The sequence below is a fragment of the Aeromonas sp. MR7 genome (assembly GCF_963899385.1).
Lineage (GTDB): Bacteria > Pseudomonadota > Gammaproteobacteria > Enterobacterales > Aeromonadaceae > Aeromonas > Aeromonas bestiarum.
In genome coordinates this window covers 193,921-211,877 of the sequence record NZ_CAWQXH010000049.1, presented here as the reverse complement: position 1 = coordinate 211,877, position 17,957 = coordinate 193,921, and the positions used below count along the sequence as shown (strand labels likewise).

The window sequence follows — 17,957 nt, the reverse complement described above, 5'->3', positions numbered from 1 at the left end:
CGTATGGTGTGTTTAGACACTGCTTTCTAGGGCGGCGTATTGTACGAAATAACATCCCTCACTGCAACTGGCCGCCACAGATGTTTTTATCTATGGGTATGATACAAAACATCAATTGATAATAATTATCATTTAGATCTATTCTATCTCCATAATCTTATGGAGGGTGATTCCATGCAACCCGCGCTGACCACGGCCATCCCGGCCCGCAAATTCAAACTGACCCTGCTTGGCCCCGCCTTTATCGCCGCCATCGGCTATATAGATCCGGGCAACTTCGCCACCAATATCCAGGCCGGCTCCACCTTCGGTTATCGGCTGCTGTGGGTGGTGGTATGGGCCAATCTGATGGCCATGCTGGTGCAGACCCTCTCCGCCAAGCTCGGCATAGTCACCGGCAAGAACCTGGCGGAGCACATACGTGATCGGCTGCCCAAACCAGCGGTCTGGGCCTACTGGGTACAGGCGGAGCTCATCGCCATGGCCACGGATCTCGCCGAGTTCATCGGTGCGGCCGTGGGCTTCAAGCTGCTGCTCGGCGTCACCCTGCTGGAAGGCGCTGGCATCACGGCCGTGGTCACCTGGGGCATTCTGATGCTGCAATCCCGCGGCCAGAAGCCGCTGGAGTTAGTGGTTGGCGGCCTCTTGCTGTTCGTGGCGGCGGCCTATATCGTCGAGCTGGTGTTCTCCCGCCCCCACCTGCCCAGCCTGCTGGAAGGCGCCCTCTTCCCCGGTCTGCCCAACAGCGACGCCGTCTATCTGGCCGCTGGCGTGCTCGGTGCGACCGTCATGCCTCACGTCATCTACCTGCACTCGGCGCTGACCCAGCACACCCAGGATCAGGGCACTGTGCCCCAGCGACTGCACACCACCCGGGTGGACGTAGCGATCGCCATGACCATAGCCGGCTTCGTCAACCTGGCCATGATGGCCATGGCGGCGGCCGCCTTCCACGGCGCCGGCAACCAGCCCGTGGCCGAACTCGAAACCGCCTACCAGACGCTCACGCCCTTGCTCGGGCAGGCCGCCGCCACCCTGTTCGGCCTGTCACTGGTGGCCTCAGGCATCTCCTCCACGGTCGTGGGTACACTCGCCGGTCAGGTGGTGATGCAAGGCTTCGTGCGCTTCACCATACCGCTCTGGCTGCGCCGCGCCATCACCATGGCCCCCGCTTTCGTGGTGATCGCCATGGGGCTCAACACCACCGAAATATTGGTGCTGAGCCAGGTGGTGCTGAGCTTCGGTATCGCGTTGGCGCTCATTCCACTGCTGATCCTGACCGGCGATCGGGCGCTGATGGGCGAGTATCGCAACCATCCGGTGACCCAGGCAGTCGGCCGCCTCATAGTCGCGCTGGTGATCGGGCTCAACGCCTACCTGCTGGTTGCCATGATCTAGCGCTCACAACCCGCTATTCAGGCCGGCTCATTAACCCAGGTTAATGAGCCGGCCTGCACTTTGGCGTATGCTGCGGCTCTCTCTTCCTCTTCGATTCGCAGGAGCCATCCATGGAACATACCCGAGCCAGCTTCGTGCTGGGCCACCATCATGAACAGGCCAGCGTGCTCTTCTGCCAGAACGGCGACACCAGCATGCTGGTCACCGACCTCACCCCTTTCCACCCCCAGAGCCACCTCTGGCCCGATCAGCCAGGCGATGTGGGCACGGTTTGCTGGGATGGCGGCGATGCCAGTGTGGGCCCCTGCCGCATGGGCGCCATCAGCCCGGAAGGCGAACTGTTCGTGGACACAGAGATTCCGGTCAAGCGTGGCGCCGAAGGCTGGGCCTTCGTGGTGGTGCATCCCCTGGCAGGCCGGCACTCTCTGGCGGTGGGCTCACGGGTTGAACTGAAGGTGGATGCCGCAGCCCGCCACGCCCTGAGCCTGGGCCACAGCGGCTGCCATCTGGCGGCGCTGGCCCTCAACCGGATGCTGGTTCCCTACTGGCGCAAGGAGGTGAGCGAGCGCGACGCGCTGGATCAGCCCGACTTTGACCGCCTCGCCATCCAGACCTCGCGGGTCGAGCCCATGGGATCCCAGGAGCAGTACCGTATCGGCAAGAGCCTGCGCAAGAAGGGGGTCAATAGTGACGCTTTGTTGGCGGAACTGGCGCAGATCGAGACCAGCGTAAACCAGCAGTTGGCAGACTGGCTGTCGGCCGGTGGCGAGATCCGCCGCAGCCGGGCCGGCGAGGCCATCATAGATTCGCGCTACTGGCACTGCATGCTTGAAGGTAAAGAGGTCACCATCCCCTGCGGCGGCACCCATGTCGGCACCCTGGCCGAGCTGGGCCAGGTTCGGGTGCAGCTCGCCCCCTGCGAGGAGGGCTTCACCCTGACGACCCGGGTCACTCCCTGAGCCAACCGTCAGGCCGGGGCTATCCCGGCCTGACGTCGTCACCCATCAGCCGAGGCGGATCAGCAAGATACCGCAGAGGATCACCAGCGCGGCCCACAGCCGTACCCGCCCCAGCTTCTCCCCCAGCCAGCACCAGGAGAGCAACACGGCAAACAGCACGCTGCTCTCGCGCAGCGCCGCCACCAGCCCGATGGGCGCCTGGGTCATGGCCCAGATGACGATGCCGTAGGCAAGCAGTGACAGAGCGCCGCCGAGGGCACCGGTACGCCATGCCGCGAGATCGAGCGCGCGCCAGGCGGTGCGACTCTGCCAGCGCATCAGCAGCGGCATCATCAGCGCAGTCAGGGCAAACAGCCAGAGGGTGTAGCGCACAGGCGCCCCGGCCGAGCGAGCGCCAGCGCCGTCGGAGAGGGTATAGGCTGCGGTGAACAGCGCCGTGATCAGCACGGCACGCAGGGCTGCAGGCGCCAGCCTGATACCGCCGCGCCAAGCCATCAGCAGCACCCCGCTCACCAGCACCAGGGCACCCGCTACCGCCAGCCCACCGGGCACCTCCCCCAGCAGCAGGGCCCCGAGCAAGAGGGTCACCAGGGGGGCACTGCCACGGGCCAGCGGATAGATCTGGCCGAACTCCCCCAGTCGATAGGCCCGACCGAGAAACAGGCAATAGCCGCAATGCAGCAGGATGGAGAGCGCCAGCCAGGGGTATTCGGCAGCCACAGGCAACCCCACCAGCGGCAAGAAGGGGGCGGCAAACAGCCCGGAGCAGAGGGAGACCAGCAAGACGCTGACGCGCCCCTCGGCCTGGCGCTTGGCCAGCGCATTCCAGAGGGCGTGCAGCAGCGCGGCCAGCAGGATGGCCGCAAAGAGGGTGAGTGTCACGATGGGGTTCCTGTCACTGAGAGCGGGACAGGCTAGCCTATTTTCGGTGCCACAACCGGGATCGGCTTCATAAGCTGCTCATATGACACACCGGCAAGCAGCCGGTTTGTCATATGGAGGAGAGCGCGCTAGCGCAGGCGACGCTGCCAATGGATGGCCAGCAGGATAAAGCCCACCCCGACCCAGAGGTTCCAGGCCGGGATCTCGCCAAACAGCCAGACCCCCAGCAGCACCACGAACATCAGGCCGGAATACTCGGTCGTCGCGATGCGGTTGGCCTCGACCTGCCGGTAGGCATAAATGCAACTGGCATGGTAGAGCAGTTGCATCACGCCGCTGCCACCAATCAGCGCCAGCAGACGCCAGTCCACCGGCTGCCATTGATTCACCGCCAACCCCGCCGTCAATGGCAACGCCAGCAGGTTGGCCCAGAACAGGGTCGCCACCACAGAGATACCCGCTGGCAGCTTGCGGCCGGTCACGTTGAACAGCGCCAGGGTGAAGGCGGTCACCAGGGCACCCAGCCCCGCCAGATGAAAATCCCCCGGCTTGAGCACGAACACGACCCCGAGCAGCCCCATGCCCCCCAGCAGCCAGACCCGGGAATTGATCTTCTCCTTGAGCAGCCAGGCCGCCAGCGGCAGGGTAAGCAACGGGGAGACGTAGAAGATGGCGTTGGCCGTGGCCAGCGGCAGCTGGGTCAGAGCCAGCATCATGCCGCCCCCGCCGAGCAGGCAGAGGTGACCGCGCAGCAGGTGCCATTTCCAGGCACCCAGTCCCCAGGCCGCTCTCGGCACCCGCAGCATGAAGGGCAGCAGCACCAGCAGGGTCAGCAGCTGGCGCAGGAACATGTATTGGAAGGGGCTGAAACCGGGGCCGATCAGCTTGACCAGCACATCGGAGAAGGCCTGGGCCAGATTGCCCAGCACCAGGGTGATGATGGCGAAGGTTTGCAGGTCCAGAGCGAACCGCTTGCGCAACAGCTCCATCAGCGACAGCCACTCGTGTGGCGAACGCAGATAAAATGCCTCAACGGCTCAATCGCTGAATCTTGTTCTGTATTAATGGGGTAAAAAACCATTTTTAAACCTATCCATCAACGGTTGCCGATTAATCACTCAGAGGGTACCCAGTAACATGGCGGCGAGCACCCGTTTTCTTTACTACCTCAAGACATAATAATTTCATTGTTATGCCTAAAAGATATTAAGAGGAGGTCATGCCGATGTGGGGAATGTCATCTTCCAGATAGGGTTCGCCCACGGCGGTGAAGCCATGACGACCATAGAAACCCTGCAGGTGCGCCTGAGCGCCCAGATAGATGCTGACCCCGGGCCACAGTTGTTCGCATTCCAGCAGCGCCTGCTGCATCAACTGGTGACCCAGACCGTCGCCTCTGGCCTCGGGCGCCGTCACCACCCGACCGATCACCACCTGATTCGCCTTGGCCACGCCGGGCGCCATCAGTCTGGCGTAGGCCACCAGCACGCCATCCTGCCAGCCGAGCAGGTGCTGCACGTCGGGACGCTTGTCGACCCCGTCCAGATCGAGGAAGACACAGGTCTGCTCCACCACGAAGACGCGGGATCTCAGGGTGAGCAGTTCATACAGTTCGTTGACGTCGAGTTGTTCAAAAGACTTGAGGGACCAGTTCATGGGGATTCCTTGCTCATGATGAGAAGGGCAGCATAGCCAGCCAGCAAGGGGCTGGCATTAACCTTTGTTAAGATCCTTCAGCCGTTTGCGAATGCGGCTCAGGCTGATGGGGGTGATGCCCAGATAGGCGGCAATTTGGTGATCCGGCACCCTGGCGTCCAGCTCGGGAAAACATTGCAGGAAGTGCTGATAACGGGCCTGGGGGCTCTCGGTCAGCAAGAGCAACTCTTTCTCCTCCTTGATGCGCAGTTGCACCGCCAGCAGGTGGTGATACCAGGCGGACCAGCAAGGGAGCTGACGCAAGTCGCCAAGGTTGAAGAGTTGCAGCCGGCAGGGCTCCAGCGCCTCCACGCTGTAGCGGGCAGGTTCACCACTGAGCAGATGGTGGAAGTCGATAAACTCGTCCCCCTCCCAGTAGAACTCCTTGATGTACTCGCGGCCATCCGCCAGCACCACCTTGGCCCGCAGCAACCCCTGCTCCACCCTGACCAGCAGATCGGGTCTGTCGCCCGCATGCCAGAGACAGGTGCGGGGGCTCAAGGTCAACGAGCGGGCAAAAGAGAGGAGGCGCGTGGCCTCCTGCTCATTCATGACCCGATCCCGGCTAAACGGGGGTCTGTCCATCCCGTTCGCCTCAGGCGCGACGCTGACGCACGGCTTCGAACAGGCAGACGCCCGTTGCCACCGAGACGTTGAGGCTGGAGACAGCCCCGGCCATGGGGATGCTCACCAGTTCATCGCAATGCTCGCGAGTCAGGCGGCGCATACCCTTGCCTTCGGCGCCCATGACCAGCGCCATGGGACCGGTCAGCTTGGCCTGATAGAGGTCGTGATCCGCCTCACCGGCGGTGCCGACCAGCCAGACGCCGCGCTCCTGCAACTCGCGCAGGCTGCGGGCCAGGTTGGTGACCTGGATGAGCGGTACCACTTCGGCGGCGCCACAGGCGACCTTGCGCACCACAGAGGTCAGGCCGCTGGCCTTGTCCCGCGGCACTATCACCGCATGGACCCCGGCCGCATCGGCGCTGCGCAGGCAGGCCCCCAGGTTGTGCGGGTCAGTCACCCCGTCCAGCACCAGCAGGAAGGGGGCGGTCTCTTGCACCGCCAAGCCGTCCAGCAGGCTGGCCAGATCGTGCTCGGCCAGCTTGGGCGCCTCTATCACCTTGGCCATGATGCCCTGGTGATTGTTGCCCTCGGCTTTGTCATCGAGCGTCTTGCGGTTCACGCTCTGCACCTTGAGACCGAGGGATTCAAGCTCGGTCAGCAGGGGTTGCAGCCGGTCGTCATCCCGGCCCTTGAGGGCCCACACTTCGATGAAACGCTCCGGGGTGCGCTCAAGCAGCGCGGATACAGCGTGAATGCCGTAGATCAGTTCAGTACTCATTTCGTGCTCTTGACCTTATCACGAGCCTTTTTGCTCGGTCGTCTGTTGCTGGGCTTGGCGCGGCCACCCTTGTCGGATTTGCCGATCTCCTTGCCCTCTTTGCGTTTTTCGTGGCGCTGAGCGCTCTTGGCCTTCTCTTTCTTGATTTCGGCCTGCTTGCGCGCCATCTCTTTGGCGTTCTTGCCGGTGGCCTGGAGCGGCTCTTCCACCATCACGAAGTCGATCTTGCGATCGTCCAGGTTCACGCCCATCACCTTGACGCGTACCTTGTCGCCCAGACGGTAGCGACGGCGGAAGTTCTCGCCGATCAGCTGCATGTGCAGGGGATCAAACTGGTAGTAGTCGTTGGTGAGGGTGCTGACGTGCACCAGACCGTCGATGTGGATCTCCGCCAGACGGACGAAGAAACCAAAGCCGGTGACGCTGGCGATGACGCCATCGAACTCGTCACCCACGTGATCCAGCATGTACTCGCACTTGAGCCAGTCGGCCACGTCGCGGGTCGCATCGTCGGCACGGCGCTCTGTCATGGAGCAGTGCTCGCCCATGGGATCCACTTCTTCCAGCTGGTAGTGGTAACCACCGCTCGGAGTCCATTTGTGGCGCAGATTGCCCTGCTGCTCCTTGGCCGTCTGGTACTTGATGGCGCGGTGCAATATCAGGTCGGGGTAGCGACGGATCGGCGAGGTGAAGTGCGCGTAGGACTTCAGGGCCAGACCGAAGTGACCTATGTTGTCGGCCTGATAGACGGCCTGACGCATGGAGCGCAGCAGCATGGTGGAGAGCAGCTCCGCATCCGGACGCCCTTCAAACTTGGCGGCCAGCTCGGCAAAGTCTTTCGGCTCGGGCTCGAGGCCACCCTTGAGCTCCAGACCCAGTTCGGCCAGGAAGTCACGGAAACCGGTCAGACGCTCTTCGCCCGGACGGTCGTGCACCCGGAACAGGGCAAAGGCTTCGTTCTTCTCGATGTAACGGGCCGCAGCCACGTTCGCCTGGATCATGCACTCTTCGATGATCTTGTGGGCATCGTTGCGCACCAGCGGCACTATCTGGTCGATCTTGCGCTGGGCGTTGAAGATGAAGCGGGTCTCTTCGCTCTCGAATTCCACGGCGCCACGCTGGTGACGGGCATGCTTGAGCGCCTTGTAGAGGTTGTTGAGCTCCTCGATGTGACCCACCAGCGGCTCGTACTGCTGACGCAGCTTGGGCTCGCCATCCAGGATCGCCGCCACCTTGCTGTAGGTCATGCGCGCGTGGGAGTTCATCACGGCTTCGTAGAACTTGTAACCGGACATGCGGCCGGCGGCTGAGATGGTCATCTCGCACACCATGCACAGACGGTCGACCTGCGGGTTCAGGGAGCAGAGGCCGTTGGAGAGTACCTCCGGCAGCATGGGCACCACGAACTCGGGGAAATAGACGGAGTTGCCACGCTGATACGCTTCGGCATCCAGCGCAGTGCCGGGCTTCACATAGGAGGAGACATCCGCGATGGCTACCCACAGGCGCCAGCCGCCACCACGCTTGGCTTCACAGAAGACGGCGTCATCGAAGTCACGGGCGTCTTCCCCGTCTATGGTGACCAACGGCAGGGCACGCAGGTCGATACGACCCTCTTTGGCCTTCTCCGGTACCTGTTCGCCCAGACCGGCAACCTCCTTGGTCACCTCTTCCGGCCAGGTATGCGGGATGCCGTGGGTACGCAGGGCGATCTCGATCTCCATGCCCGGCGCCATGTTCTCGCCCAGCACGTCCAGCACGGTACCGACCGCGTTGATGCGGGAGGTGGCGCGCTGATTGATGCGCACCACTACCACCTGGCTCTGGCGGGCTCCCTTGTTTTCCCCTTCGGGGATGATGATGTCCTGGCCGATGCGGCTGTCATCCGGCACCACGAAACCGACGCCGTTCTCGACGAAGTAACGACCGACGATATCCGCCTCGCGGGACTTGAGCAGACGCACCAGACGCGCTTCCTGACGACCCTTGCGGTCAATCTCGGTCGGCTGCACCAGCACGTAGTCGCCATGCATCAGGCGCTGCATCTCGCGGTTGTTCAAATAGAGATCCGGTCCACCACCTTCCGGGCGCAGAAAACCGAAACCATCTTTGTGGCCGAGTACATACCCTTTCACCAGATTCAGACGATCCGGCAGGGCATAACATTGGTTGCGAGTGAACACGAGTTGCCCGTCACGCTCCATGGCGCGCAGACGACGGCGCAAGGCTTCCAACGGCTCTTCGTCGGTCAGTTTGAGAGCCTTGGCCAGCTCTTCCCGGGACATGGGTTTTTCATGGCCCTTGATGAGCTCCAGCAGCATCTCGCGACTGGCGATGGGGTTTTCGTATTTTTCGGCCTCGCGTTGGAGGAAAGGATCTTTTTGAGACATAAGCAGGCCTTAGGGTAGGTAATAACGCAGACATTATATCGAAGGGGGGAGCTAATGGCATCCATCGGCTGCCTTTTGGCCAATCTCTCTGTCATACTATGCAAAGTTTGCAGGCATGATGAGACACGGAACTCATGAGCAAGGACTCGTTCGCCCAATCCGCCGCCTATCTGAAGCAGGCGGTTCCCCTGATGATCAAGTATCAAATTCCCACGACGCCGGATAATTACACCCTTTGGTATAACTATGTGGCCGCCAGCATGCCCGAGCTCAATCAGGCCATCGATCAGGCCATCAAGCTGCAGGGCACCTGCTCTCTCACCACCTGCGAACGGCTCTATCACCAGCATCTCGCCGCCGAAGACGAGCAGCAGATGGAGGCGATGAAGCTCACTCTGGCTGCCATGGCCAACGAGCTCGGCCATAGTATGCAGGATGCCATCTCCGACACCGGCATGTTCCAGGAGATGCTCGACAAGAGCTTCGATCGGCTGAGCCTCATCGACGATGAGGGGCTGAGCCTGGAGGATACCATGGGTATCTTGCGGGATCTGGTACGCGAGTCGCGGGATGTTCGCATGTCGACCATGCATTTTCGCAATCAGCTCAGCAGCGCCGAGAAGGAGATCAAGGAGCTGCGTGAGGCGCTCAACGAGACTCGCAAGCTGGCCAACGAGGATGCCCTCACCTCCCTGCTCAACCGACGCGCCTTCGATCTGGAAATAGACGGCCTGATCCGCAGCAAGCGCCCCTTCTCTCTCATTTTGTCGGACATAGACCGCTTCAAAAACTTCAACGACGAATATGGCCATCTGCTGGGGGATCAGGTATTGCGCGCCTTCAGCAAGCGGCTGCGGGAAACCTGCAAGGAGGGCATCACCGCCTACCGGCTCGGTGGCGAGGAGTTTGCCCTGCTGGTGCCCATGCGCAGCCTGGCCCTGAGCCGCCAGATGGCCGAGAGCCTGCGCCGGGCCATCGAGAAGATGTCCATTCTGGATCGCAAGTCAGGCCGCCGCATCGACCACATCACGGCTTCATTCGGGGTGGGTGAGTACAATGGCCAGGAGACGGGCGATGCCCTGGTCGAACGTACCGACAAGCTGCTCTACAAGGCCAAGGAGCTGGGCCGCAACCGGGTGATGCCGCTGCCCTCCTGATCCTTCCAGGCAACAAAAAGGCCGGTCAATGACCGGCCTTTTTCATGCTGGCGATACCAGGATCAGAGGCTTTTCAGCTTATCTTCCGGCAGGGCCAGCACCTCATTGTGGTTGACGCCAATGCCGCGCTCCAGCACGTGGCGGGCGATGGCATGGGCCTCTTCCAGCGAGTGCATGCTGAAGGTGCCACACTGGTATTCGTTCAACTCCGGGATCTTGGCCTGATCCTGCACTGTCAGCACATCGCTCATGGCCGCTTTCCAGGCTGCGCCGACACGGGCCTCGTCCGGTGCGCCGATCAGGCTCATGTAGAAGCCGGTACGGCAACCCATGGGGGAGATGTCTATGATCTCCACCCCATTGCCGTTCAGGTGATCACGCATGAAACCGGCAAACAGGTGCTCGAGGGTGTGGATGCCGCGCTCGGAGAGGATCTCCTGATTCGGCACGCAGAAACGCAGATCGAACACGGTAATGGTGTCCTTGTTCGGGGTCTGCATTGTCTTGGCCACGCGTACCGCAGGGGCTTCCATGCGGGTGTGGTCAACGGTAAAACTGTCCAATAGCGGCATTTCTGACTCCTGATTTGGTTACCAGAACCAGCCCCCGCTGGAGAGCTGATCCTTGCATTGTCGATACTGGGCGCCGTAGCGCTGGGCGCGAGCCTCTACCTTGCGGGAGGTCTTCATCAACCACCCCTTGCTGCGGTAGCTGCCACGCCGGTAGCCACCCCACCCTTCGTGATAGTTGAGATACTGGCCATAGGCATCCCACTTGGAGGTGCCATTCAGCCGCTGGGCCTTGTTAGTGTACCAGCCCATGAAATCGATGGCGTCGGCAAAGTCGTCGCGACTGCTCCAGCCGTTGCCGGTTTCCCGCTGGTAATCGTCCCAGGTTTCGTCTTTCACCTGGGCATAACCATAAGCGGAGCTGGCCCGCCCGGTCGGGATGAAGAGGAAGTACCCCATAGGCGGCTGGGCGTCGTGTACGAAGGAGGACTCCTGGTACATCATGGCCATCACCACCTGGATCGGCGTCCCCCACTTCTCGTTCATCTTGAGTGCCGCCTTGTGCCACTCGGGTTTCTCCCGAAAGATCTGGCACAGGTTCTCCGGCTGGGCCGGCGGCCGGGTACTGCAAGCGGTCAGGCCGGCCAGCAGGCCTGCCACCGCAGCGAGGCGCATCCATGACATCAGCCGTGTTGCATCTTCGTTCTCTTGATCGTTACGAGGCACATGCATCACATCAAATCGCGTCTTCGTTCTCTTCGCCGGTACGAATGCGAATGACCCGTTCCACCTCGCAGACGAAAATCTTGCCGTCACCTATCTTGCCGGTGCGGGCTGTGTTCTGGATGGCTTCCAGGCAGGCATCGAGATCCTCGTCCTGCACCACCAGCTCCACCTTTACCTTCGGCAGGAAATCAACCATGTATTCGGCGCCGCGATAGAGCTCGGTGTGCCCTTTCTGGCGGCCGAAGCCTTTGACTTCGGATACCGTCATGCCGTTGATGCCGATCTCGGCCAGGGCCTCGCGCACATCGTCCAGCTTGAACGGTTTGATGATGGCTTCAATCTTCTTCATGGTGACTCCTTACCAGTTCTGTTTGCCAAACCCGGATGTGATGGGGTAACGGCGATCCTTACCAAAGTTGCGGGCCGTGATACGGGGCCCGACGGCGGCCTGACGGCGCTTGTATTCGTTGAGATCCACCAGCCGGATCACCTTGCGCACCACTGCCTCCTCGAATCCCTCTGCCACCAGATCGGCGACCGAGGCATCCTCTTCCACGTAGCGCTTGAGGATGGCATCCAGGATGTCGTAGGGGGGCAGGCTGTCCTGATCCACCTGGTCTGGCGCAAGCTCTGCCGAGGGGGGACGGTCGATGACCCGCTGCGGGATCACGTAATCGACCGAGTTGCGATATTCGCACAATTTGAAGACCAGCGTCTTGGGCACGTCCTTGAGCACGTCGAAACCGCCCGCCATGTCACCATACAGGGTGGCATAGCCCACGGCCATCTCGCTCTTGTTGCCCGTAGTCAGCACTATGCGCCGACGCTTGTTGGAGAGCGCCATCAAGAGCACGCCACGGCAGCGAGCCTGCAGGTTCTCTTCCGTGGTATCCCGGGCTGTGCCGGCAAACAGCGGCGCCAGCTGGGTCATGAAACCTTCGAACATGGGCTCGATGGAGATGATGTCGAACTCGACCCCCATACGCTCGGCCTGCTCCTTGGCATCCTCCACACTCATCTGGGCTGTGTAGCGGAACGGCATCATCACTGCCTGCACCTTGTCCGCCCCTATGGCGTCGGCCGCTATGGCCAGGGTCAGGGCGGAATCGATGCCGCCGGAGAGACCCAGCACGGCCCCCTGGAAACCGTTTTTGGTGATGTAATCACGCACCGCCAGTACCAGCGCCTGATAGGTCTCGGCCAAGGGGTCGAGCGACGCGGCAGGCTCACGTTCTTTCAGCGGCTGCCCGGCGGCAAAGCGCACCAGGGCCAGCTCTTCGGCAAACGGAGCCAATTTATGGGTCAGCTCGCCCCGACCGTTGAACACCTTGGAACAACCGTCGAAGATCAGCTCGTCCTGGCCACACACCTGGTTGAGATAGACCAGCGGCAAACCTGTCTGGTGACAGCGGGTCGTCATCAGCTCATGGCGGATCCAGGGTTTCTCCTGATCGTAGGGCGAGGCATTGATGGTGAGCAGCAGCTCGGCTCCCGCCGCCTTGGCGGCCAGCGCCGGGCCCGGTTGCCACAGATCTTCGCAGATGAGCAGTCCCAGCTGATGACCACGGAAGGGCACCACGCAGCTATCCGTGCCTGCGGTGAAGTAGCGCTTCTCGTCGAATACTCCGTAGTTGGGCAGATCCTGCTTGAAGTAACGGGCGATAAGCTTGCCCTGCTCATAGAGAGAAGCCGCATTATGGAGCGCAGCCCCCTCACGCCAGGGGTGACCCACCAGAATGGCACACTTGCCCTGCCAGGCCGCGATGCGAGCCAGCGCAGCGTCGACCCGGATCATCAGATCGGCACGCAACAGCAGATCCTCCGGCGGGTAGCCGGTCAGGGCCAGCTCGGAGCACACCAGTAGATCAGCACCTTGCTGCTCGGCCTGGGCGGCCGCAGCCAGCACCTTGTCACAGTTATCTTCGATGGCGCCTACCGTCAGGTTCAACTGGGCAAGCATCAGAGAGAGGGCTTTTGCCATGGCGATGCATCTTAAAATCGAAAATGATGGGGAATGATAAAGAAAAGGCGCTGGCGGTGCCAGCGCCTAAGGCTCAAGGGGTGCAAGTCAGGTTGGCAGCGTTGGTGACGCCATTGTCCACCAGCAGGGAACAGGGCCCGCTCAACACCTGATTGTTGGGCTGTGGCGTCATCTGCACGCTGAAAGAGGGCGGCTGCAGCATGTAGGTTGTGCTGCCCTGATTGGTGTAGGAAAGATTGATGGCCAGCGTCGCATTTTCCGGGGCCTCGCACAGATAGGCTGCGGGCTGGTTGTTCGCCTGCGGTTTGTCGATACGGCAGGTCGCCCCCGAGTTTGGCGTGCTGATGCTCAGGTTGTTGAAGGTGTTCTTGCTGCAGGCCTCTGGCGGCGGATTATTGTTCCCCTTGCCACGATCCAAGCATTGGATTCGGCCACTGACTTTGATGGTCGGTACCGTCTGCTGGCTTGCATCAATTTTCACCAGCATGTCGGCGCTCAATGCCAATGATTGATCCTGCGGGGAGATCAGGGAGGCGGTGATCCCCGAGTTCCCCTGATAGGCAGCGACCCGGATAATGACGTCCCGCAGTATCTGGCCGCTGTCTTTGGTCGATTTTTTCGCCGTCATGTAGCCGCGACTGTAACTGCCGAAATAGTAGTTATTGAGGTCCACCACGGTTTTCACCGCTTCATTGGTGACGGTCGCATAATCGGTGGCGCTGCCGGTCAACAGGGTCAGTGGTCCCATGGTCCATTCTGCCAGCATGGTCAGGTTGATATCCTGAAACGGCACCTTGGTCAGATAGTCAGTCTCGCTGGTGTCGATGCCAACCAGATAGACAGGGTCAAGCACGTCCACATAGATGCCGCGAGCGATGAGCTGCGCCGTGCCGGTACTGACTGTGATGCCTGTCGTGGTATCTCCCCCAGTCTCTGCATTGGAGGCCAGCCAGGCCGAAAAGTCGGTGATCGTCGGGAGTGTGGCGGAGGCGCCTTGCGTCCAGTTCAGGGTCGACTTCTGCCAGTCGATGTAAGTCTTGACCACGTACTTGATGTATTTCTGATAGCTGGCCTGATTGGCCGGCTTGGCCAGAAAATCGGCCGTGGTCACCACTACCTTGACCAGGTTCCAGTCTGGCAAGGGGCGATAGAAACCGTCCAGCCGGACAAAACGACAGGCGTCCACATATTTGCCACTGGTGACAGTGCTCAAGGCACTGTTGTAACGCACCCGGCTGGTGTTGAGCGGAGCATAGAAGTTAGTAAAGCTGGAGCCACTGCCATCGAAGTGATCCTTGCAGCAGCTGGTACACAGCGTGGGCTGGCCATTGACGCTGCTGTCGAGTGTCCCGGTCGGCTTGCTCAGCATGGCGCCAGCTTTCCAGTAAAGTTGCTTGCTCGCCGAACTGTAGACCTGCCCCGGCAAATAGGCGGTCAGGCTGGAGCCATAACTGCATGAGCAGGAGACTGAGGCCATGTCCTGCAACACCTGCTGGGTGTTGCCTCCGGCCTCAGGCTTGTAAGTCACGGTTTCAAACTGCACCAACTTGCCGACCTGACCATCTTTGGACGTGACTGTGGGCAAGGGCTTGCTGGTCTCCTGCTTGTTGCCATCGCCCAGCTCAACCGAGATGACATCCGGGGCGACCCCAGGCGTATAGTTGACCTTGGGCCCCTGCCTTGCGGTGTTCAAGCCACCGTTCAGCTGATCTGTGCTCAAGGACTCTATCGGCGATACATTCCCGACAAGCTGCAGCATATGGGATTGCCCTTCGCTATCCGACCAGCCGACATTGACGGCCACCGCCTTTCTCCCCGGATAGCTGAGGCGATAGCCGACCGGCACCGTGCCTTGCCAGGTTGAGCCATTCAGGTACTGATTGGTCACGGTCCAGGCCAGAGAATAGGGTTCCCCCGACAGGGTAACGGCGGCACTGGCCGAGGCGATCTGGTTGTAAGCCGTGAGCGGTGCCGTTGCCGTCATCACGCCATTGAAGTTGCGGAACTCATCGAGTTTTGATTCAGCCAGGCGCATCGCAGTCTCATAGCGACGGCCATCCTGCGAGACAGTCAGCGCCGACTTTGACATGGCGACCAGGCCGACAACCCCGACCCCCAACACGACCAGCGTGATCAAAATCTCAAGCAGGCCAAATCCTTTTTGCCTATTCATCCTCATCTTCCTCTACCAGTCCCGCCAACTGCCGGGCACCTGATTGACGACCTGGAAAGCGGCGCCATTCGAGATGTTGCTCAATACATTGGCATCAAACTTTGCATCGTAGGTGCCGTTGGCATTTCCCAGCTGATAATTGGATACCATGGCGCCATATACTATGGCTCCCCCGGTCAGCTTCACATCCGTACCGGCCGCGGCCGGGTTAGACGAGTAGGCAAAGACCAGACCGTACAGCACAGTGTTGCCATTCACCGCCAAATTGCCGTTGCGCACTATCAGGATCACGGGTGCGGCCTCGGTGCCGACGTTGGCAGAAGGCTTGCAGTCGCCATCCACTATGATGAGCCCGGTCGAGGTGGGGCCGAGGGAGCTGCAATCGGTCAACCGCTGGGTGGCTCTGGCCTCCAGATTGGTCCAACCGGCAGCATCATCCTTTTCATTGAACAGATACCAGACCAGATCGGTCGGAAAGGCGGCATCGTTGTCCTTGATATCCGACTGCTTGTCCCCTTTCTGGCTGATGTTGGCCGAGCAGCCGCCGCTGTAATCCCCCTGATGACAGGTTTGCCCCGTCCCCGTAATGAGGTCGACGTTGCCACTGGTCCAGACCGACAGGGGCACCCCCAGCCCACCGCCATTGGGATTGGCCACTATGGTGAAGTTGCCGCCGACCGCCATGCCGCCGGCCACGGTCAAGGGGGCCGCTGGCGATCCCGCCAACACGCTGAAACGTACCACCTTGGTCTCTACTGCAGCCTGCGCCTGATCATTGCTCAGCGTCGCCTGGGAGCGCACCCGGATCGGAGTCACCACCACGGACCCCACGGTAATGGCCGTGTCATCCACTGACGAGAGTGTGTAGCTGCCAGTGGTCAGCGTGGTCGTTGCCGAGCTGGTGCGCCAACCCGGGTCCAGCGCCAGCCGCCCCAATCCATCCGCCATGCCCTGCTCTGCCATCGCCATGGCTTGACGATAGAGCACCTCATTGAGGGTCACCCGTCGATCGGCCACCAGCATCTTGCCCACCAGCAGTGAGATACCCAACAAGATCAGCACCAGCAGCAACGTGATGGTGAAGGTGGTAAAACCCGACTGTCGGCTCATATCAGTACCCATCATTACGCAGTTTGATGTCCCGCTGCAGATTCAGGGTCAGTGCGGGCGCAGACTTGAAGCGACCGCTCATCATCAACTGCAGTGCCCGCGCCCCGCTGACCTGGCTACTCGGCAGCAACCTGAGGGTCATGGCGGTTATCTCTATGGTGTCATCGGTAGAAACAAGGCTGCCGTTGCCACATGTCGTAGCGCCAGTCCCCTGCTTGATCCCCTTGTCAGCACTGCTGTAGCTGTAGACCAGGGTGTCATCCGTGTTCAGTACACCGTTCTCATCATTGTCATAGCGCACCCTGATGCAGGTATAGAGGCCGGAGCCCGTCGCCGTTTCATTCATCAGATCCGCTGCCGTATCAAAATAGAAACTGGAGCGGCTGCCGGATGTTGCGGCAAGAAATTGAGTCGCATTGGTGTCATACCCGGTTCGCTGGATATCACGCGCTATCATGTCCGTCAGCAGCTGGATCTCCTGATTCAGGCGACTGGTCTGCATGGCGGTATGATTGGCCTTGAGGATGGTGGCGAACAGCGAGGTGACAGCCGCGACCAGCAGCAGCCCGGCCACCATGGCGACCATCAGTTCGACCAGGTTGAAGCCATGAGCCCTCAATCGCATGTCACCTCCCCGACCAGGTTGCTGACAGCACAGGTGCGTACCCGCCCGAGGTTGCTGGTCACCACCTTCATGCTGGCAACGGACGAGGCAACCGTGATGCTGCCGCTGGGCAGGGTGCCGCGACGGGGGGAAAACGTGATGGGGCGCACCTGGCTCGATGATTCGGTATAGGTCGCCGTCAGGACAATGCCCGGGAACTCGCTGGCATCGGCCCCCTTGCGACCCTCAATACTGGAGCAGGTATCGCTGCAACTGCCGCAGGTCCCGTCGATGCTGATGCGATAGCACCAGTTGTTGGTGCCACTGTTGAACAGGATCATCTGCAAGTTGCGATTGCGCTTGAGTGCTTCGGACTTGAGCAGCATCACGTCCGTATAGACGGCCAGAGCCGCCGCCTTGACCATCTGGTCCTGGCGCAATGACTGATAGCTGGGGATGGCCACGGTCAACAACAGGGCGACCAAGGCCATGGCAACCATCAGTTCAATCAGGGTAAAACCGGCGGATCTGCCCTCTGTACATTCCATTAGCTCAAGACTCCTTTCTTTTTGCTCATGCCAGTAGAGCGTACTGTCAGTACTATCCTATAGTATCAACCTGTTTCATGAACCATGCCGCCCATGAGAATCAAACAATCAGGAATCACGCTGCTGGAGCTGATGGTCGTGATCGCCATCGTCGCCATCATTGCTTCTGTCGCCTACCCCAGCTTCACCGATGGTTTGCGCAAATCCCGCCGGGCCGAAGCCTTCAAGGGATTGCTCAGCATGCAGCTCAAGCAGGAAGAGTTTCGGGTCTCCAACACCAGCTACAGCGCCACCCCCTCCCAGGTGGGCAACCCTGCCAGCGATTACTACACCTTCACCATTTCAGGGGCGACCGCGACCACCTATACCCTGATCGCCACCACCAAAGGGGCTCAGGTCGGAGACAAGGCCGGCAGTACTGCCTGCGATACCCTGACACTCAACAAGGCCGACACCAAGACCCCAGCCGATTGCTGGTAA

Annotated in this window: 18 protein-coding genes; 4 read left to right on the top strand and 14 right to left on the bottom strand. The window is 60.8% G+C overall.

The features are described 5' to 3' along the window. Window positions 1-174 precede the first annotated feature (174 nt). Together AACW87_RS18490 and AACW87_RS18485 are read left to right on the top strand one after the other, a co-directional pair. Window positions 175-1,398 carry an Nramp family divalent metal transporter gene (locus tag AACW87_RS18490; RefSeq protein WP_241325759.1) on the top strand — a complete coding sequence of 408 codons (1,224 nt, stop codon included), beginning with the start codon at window positions 175-177 and terminating at the stop codon, window positions 1,396-1,398. Between the two features lie 110 nt (window positions 1,399-1,508). After that, window positions 1,509-2,357 carry a hypothetical protein gene (locus tag AACW87_RS18485; RefSeq protein WP_241325758.1) on the top strand — a complete coding sequence of 283 codons (849 nt, stop codon included), beginning with the start codon at window positions 1,509-1,511 and terminating at the stop codon, window positions 2,355-2,357. A 45-nt stretch (window positions 2,358-2,402) separates the two neighbouring features. On the opposite strand, the gene AACW87_RS18480 is transcribed toward AACW87_RS18485, so the two are convergent. The 6 genes from AACW87_RS18480 to rnr all read right to left on the bottom strand — a co-directional run bounded on the left by AACW87_RS18480 (window position 2,403) and on the right by rnr (window position 8,669). Continuing rightward, on the bottom strand, window positions 2,403-3,239 hold the full coding sequence (locus AACW87_RS18480) for an EamA family transporter (RefSeq protein ID WP_241325757.1): 837 nt from the start codon (window positions 3,237-3,239) through the stop codon (window positions 2,403-2,405). A gap of 128 nt (window positions 3,240-3,367) precedes the next feature. Then, window positions 3,368-4,228 carry a DMT family transporter gene (locus AACW87_RS18475; RefSeq protein WP_172955202.1) on the bottom strand — a complete coding sequence of 287 codons (861 nt, stop codon included), beginning with the start codon at window positions 4,226-4,228 and terminating at the stop codon, window positions 3,368-3,370. A gap of 217 nt (window positions 4,229-4,445) precedes the next feature. Further along, window positions 4,446-4,895, bottom strand: coding sequence for a GNAT family N-acetyltransferase (locus AACW87_RS18470; protein WP_098980768.1), 450 nt, complete (start codon window positions 4,893-4,895; stop codon window positions 4,446-4,448). A gap of 57 nt (window positions 4,896-4,952) precedes the next feature. After that, entirely contained in the window at window positions 4,953-5,519 is a 567-nt protein-coding gene (locus AACW87_RS18465) for a Crp/Fnr family transcriptional regulator (protein ID WP_241325756.1), read from the bottom strand. Between the two features lie 10 nt (window positions 5,520-5,529). After that, window positions 5,530-6,279 (bottom strand): 23S rRNA (guanosine(2251)-2'-O)-methyltransferase RlmB, encoded by a 750-nt coding sequence (rlmB, locus tag AACW87_RS18460; RefSeq protein WP_241278979.1) that lies wholly within the window; start codon window positions 6,277-6,279, stop codon window positions 5,530-5,532. Further along, on the bottom strand, window positions 6,276-8,669 hold the full coding sequence (rnr, locus tag AACW87_RS18455; RefSeq protein ID WP_098980771.1) for a ribonuclease R: 2,394 nt from the start codon (window positions 8,667-8,669) through the stop codon (window positions 6,276-6,278). Before rnr ends, rlmB begins: the two co-directional genes overlap by 4 nt. A 134-nt stretch (window positions 8,670-8,803) precedes the next feature. Here rnr and AACW87_RS18450 point away from each other — a divergent pair, with 134 nt between their 5' ends. Continuing rightward, on the top strand, window positions 8,804-9,826 hold the full coding sequence (locus AACW87_RS18450) for a GGDEF domain-containing protein (RefSeq protein WP_181003604.1): 1,023 nt from the start codon (window positions 8,804-8,806) through the stop codon (window positions 9,824-9,826). 62 nt (window positions 9,827-9,888) lie between these two features. Here AACW87_RS18450 and luxS read toward each other — a convergent pair whose 3' ends face one another. From luxS to AACW87_RS18410, 8 genes are all read right to left on the bottom strand, one after another. After that, a complete protein-coding gene (luxS, locus tag AACW87_RS18445) occupies window positions 9,889-10,398 on the bottom strand; it encodes an S-ribosylhomocysteine lyase (RefSeq protein ID WP_241325755.1) in 510 nt (169 codons plus the stop codon). Window positions 10,399-10,416: 18 nt separating this feature from the next. Further along, on the bottom strand, window positions 10,417-11,010 hold the full coding sequence (locus AACW87_RS18440) for a transglycosylase SLT domain-containing protein (RefSeq protein ID WP_276203889.1): 594 nt from the start codon (window positions 11,008-11,010) through the stop codon (window positions 10,417-10,419). Window positions 11,011-11,071: 61 nt separating this feature from the next. Beyond that, window positions 11,072-11,410, bottom strand: coding sequence for a nitrogen regulatory protein P-II (gene glnB / locus AACW87_RS18435; RefSeq protein ID WP_005308848.1), 339 nt, complete (start codon window positions 11,408-11,410; stop codon window positions 11,072-11,074). Window positions 11,411-11,419: 9 nt separating this feature from the next. Next, window positions 11,420-13,042 (bottom strand): NAD+ synthase, encoded by a 1,623-nt coding sequence (locus AACW87_RS18430; RefSeq protein WP_241325754.1) that lies wholly within the window; start codon window positions 13,040-13,042, stop codon window positions 11,420-11,422. A 73-nt stretch (window positions 13,043-13,115) separates the two neighbouring features. Continuing rightward, the gene (locus tag AACW87_RS18425; protein WP_241325753.1) at window positions 13,116-15,215 is read right to left on the bottom strand and encodes a type IV pilus modification PilV family protein; all 2,100 of its coding nucleotides are present in this window, start codon (window positions 15,213-15,215) and stop codon (window positions 13,116-13,118) included. A gap of 12 nt (window positions 15,216-15,227) precedes the next feature. Beyond that, window positions 15,228-16,325: a PilX N-terminal domain-containing pilus assembly protein gene (locus tag AACW87_RS18420; protein WP_241325752.1), complete on the bottom strand. Its 1,098-nt coding sequence runs from the start codon at window positions 16,323-16,325 to the stop codon at window positions 15,228-15,230. Window position 16,326: 1 nt separating this feature from the next. Continuing rightward, entirely contained in the window at window positions 16,327-16,950 is a 624-nt protein-coding gene (locus AACW87_RS18415) for a prepilin-type N-terminal cleavage/methylation domain-containing protein (RefSeq protein WP_241325751.1), read from the bottom strand. Beyond that, a complete protein-coding gene (locus tag AACW87_RS18410; protein WP_241325750.1) occupies window positions 16,941-17,477 on the bottom strand; it encodes a GspH/FimT family pseudopilin in 537 nt (178 codons plus the stop codon). Before AACW87_RS18410 ends, AACW87_RS18415 begins: the two co-directional genes overlap by 10 nt. A 93-nt stretch (window positions 17,478-17,570) precedes the next feature. Here AACW87_RS18410 and AACW87_RS18405 point away from each other — a divergent pair, with 93 nt between their 5' ends. Then, on the top strand, window positions 17,571-17,957 hold the full coding sequence (locus AACW87_RS18405; RefSeq protein ID WP_043135448.1) for a type IV pilin protein: 387 nt from the start codon (window positions 17,571-17,573) through the stop codon (window positions 17,955-17,957).

Excerpts from the sequence above, each read along its gene's own strand:
- AACW87_RS18490 (WP_241325759.1), top strand. The coding sequence starts at position 175 with ATGCAACCCGCGCTGACCACGGCCATCCCGGCCCGCAAATTCAAACTG.
- AACW87_RS18485 (WP_241325758.1), top strand. The coding sequence starts at position 1,509 with ATGGAACATACCCGAGCCAGCTTCGTGCTGGGCCACCATCATGAACAG.
- AACW87_RS18475 (WP_172955202.1), bottom strand. The coding sequence starts at position 4,228 with ATGGAGCTGTTGCGCAAGCGGTTCGCTCTGGACCTGCAAACCTTCGCC.
- AACW87_RS18470 (WP_098980768.1), bottom strand. The coding sequence starts at position 4,895 with ATGAACTGGTCCCTCAAGTCTTTTGAACAACTCGACGTCAACGAACTG.
- AACW87_RS18465 (WP_241325756.1), bottom strand. The coding sequence starts at position 5,519 with ATGGACAGACCCCCGTTTAGCCGGGATCGGGTCATGAATGAGCAGGAG.
- rlmB (WP_241278979.1), bottom strand. The coding sequence starts at position 6,279 with ATGAGTACTGAACTGATCTACGGCATTCACGCTGTATCCGCGCTGCTT.
- rnr (WP_098980771.1), bottom strand. The coding sequence starts at position 8,669 with ATGTCTCAAAAAGATCCTTTCCTCCAACGCGAGGCCGAAAAATACGAA.
- AACW87_RS18450 (WP_181003604.1), top strand. The coding sequence starts at position 8,804 with ATGAGCAAGGACTCGTTCGCCCAATCCGCCGCCTATCTGAAGCAGGCG.
- luxS (WP_241325755.1), bottom strand. The coding sequence starts at position 10,398 with ATGCCGCTATTGGACAGTTTTACCGTTGACCACACCCGCATGGAAGCC.
- AACW87_RS18440 (WP_276203889.1), bottom strand. The coding sequence starts at position 11,010 with ATGCGCCTCGCTGCGGTGGCAGGCCTGCTGGCCGGCCTGACCGCTTGC.
- glnB (WP_005308848.1), bottom strand. The coding sequence starts at position 11,410 with ATGAAGAAGATTGAAGCCATCATCAAACCGTTCAAGCTGGACGATGTG.
- AACW87_RS18430 (WP_241325754.1), bottom strand. The coding sequence starts at position 13,042 with ATGGCAAAAGCCCTCTCTCTGATGCTTGCCCAGTTGAACCTGACGGTA.
- AACW87_RS18425 (WP_241325753.1), bottom strand. The coding sequence starts at position 15,215 with ATGAATAGGCAAAAAGGATTTGGCCTGCTTGAGATTTTGATCACGCTG.
- AACW87_RS18420 (WP_241325752.1), bottom strand. The coding sequence starts at position 16,325 with ATGAGCCGACAGTCGGGTTTTACCACCTTCACCATCACGTTGCTGCTG.
- AACW87_RS18415 (WP_241325751.1), bottom strand. The coding sequence starts at position 16,950 with ATGCGATTGAGGGCTCATGGCTTCAACCTGGTCGAACTGATGGTCGCC.
- AACW87_RS18410 (WP_241325750.1), bottom strand. The coding sequence starts at position 17,477 with ATGGAATGTACAGAGGGCAGATCCGCCGGTTTTACCCTGATTGAACTG.
- AACW87_RS18405 (WP_043135448.1), top strand. The coding sequence starts at position 17,571 with ATGAGAATCAAACAATCAGGAATCACGCTGCTGGAGCTGATGGTCGTG.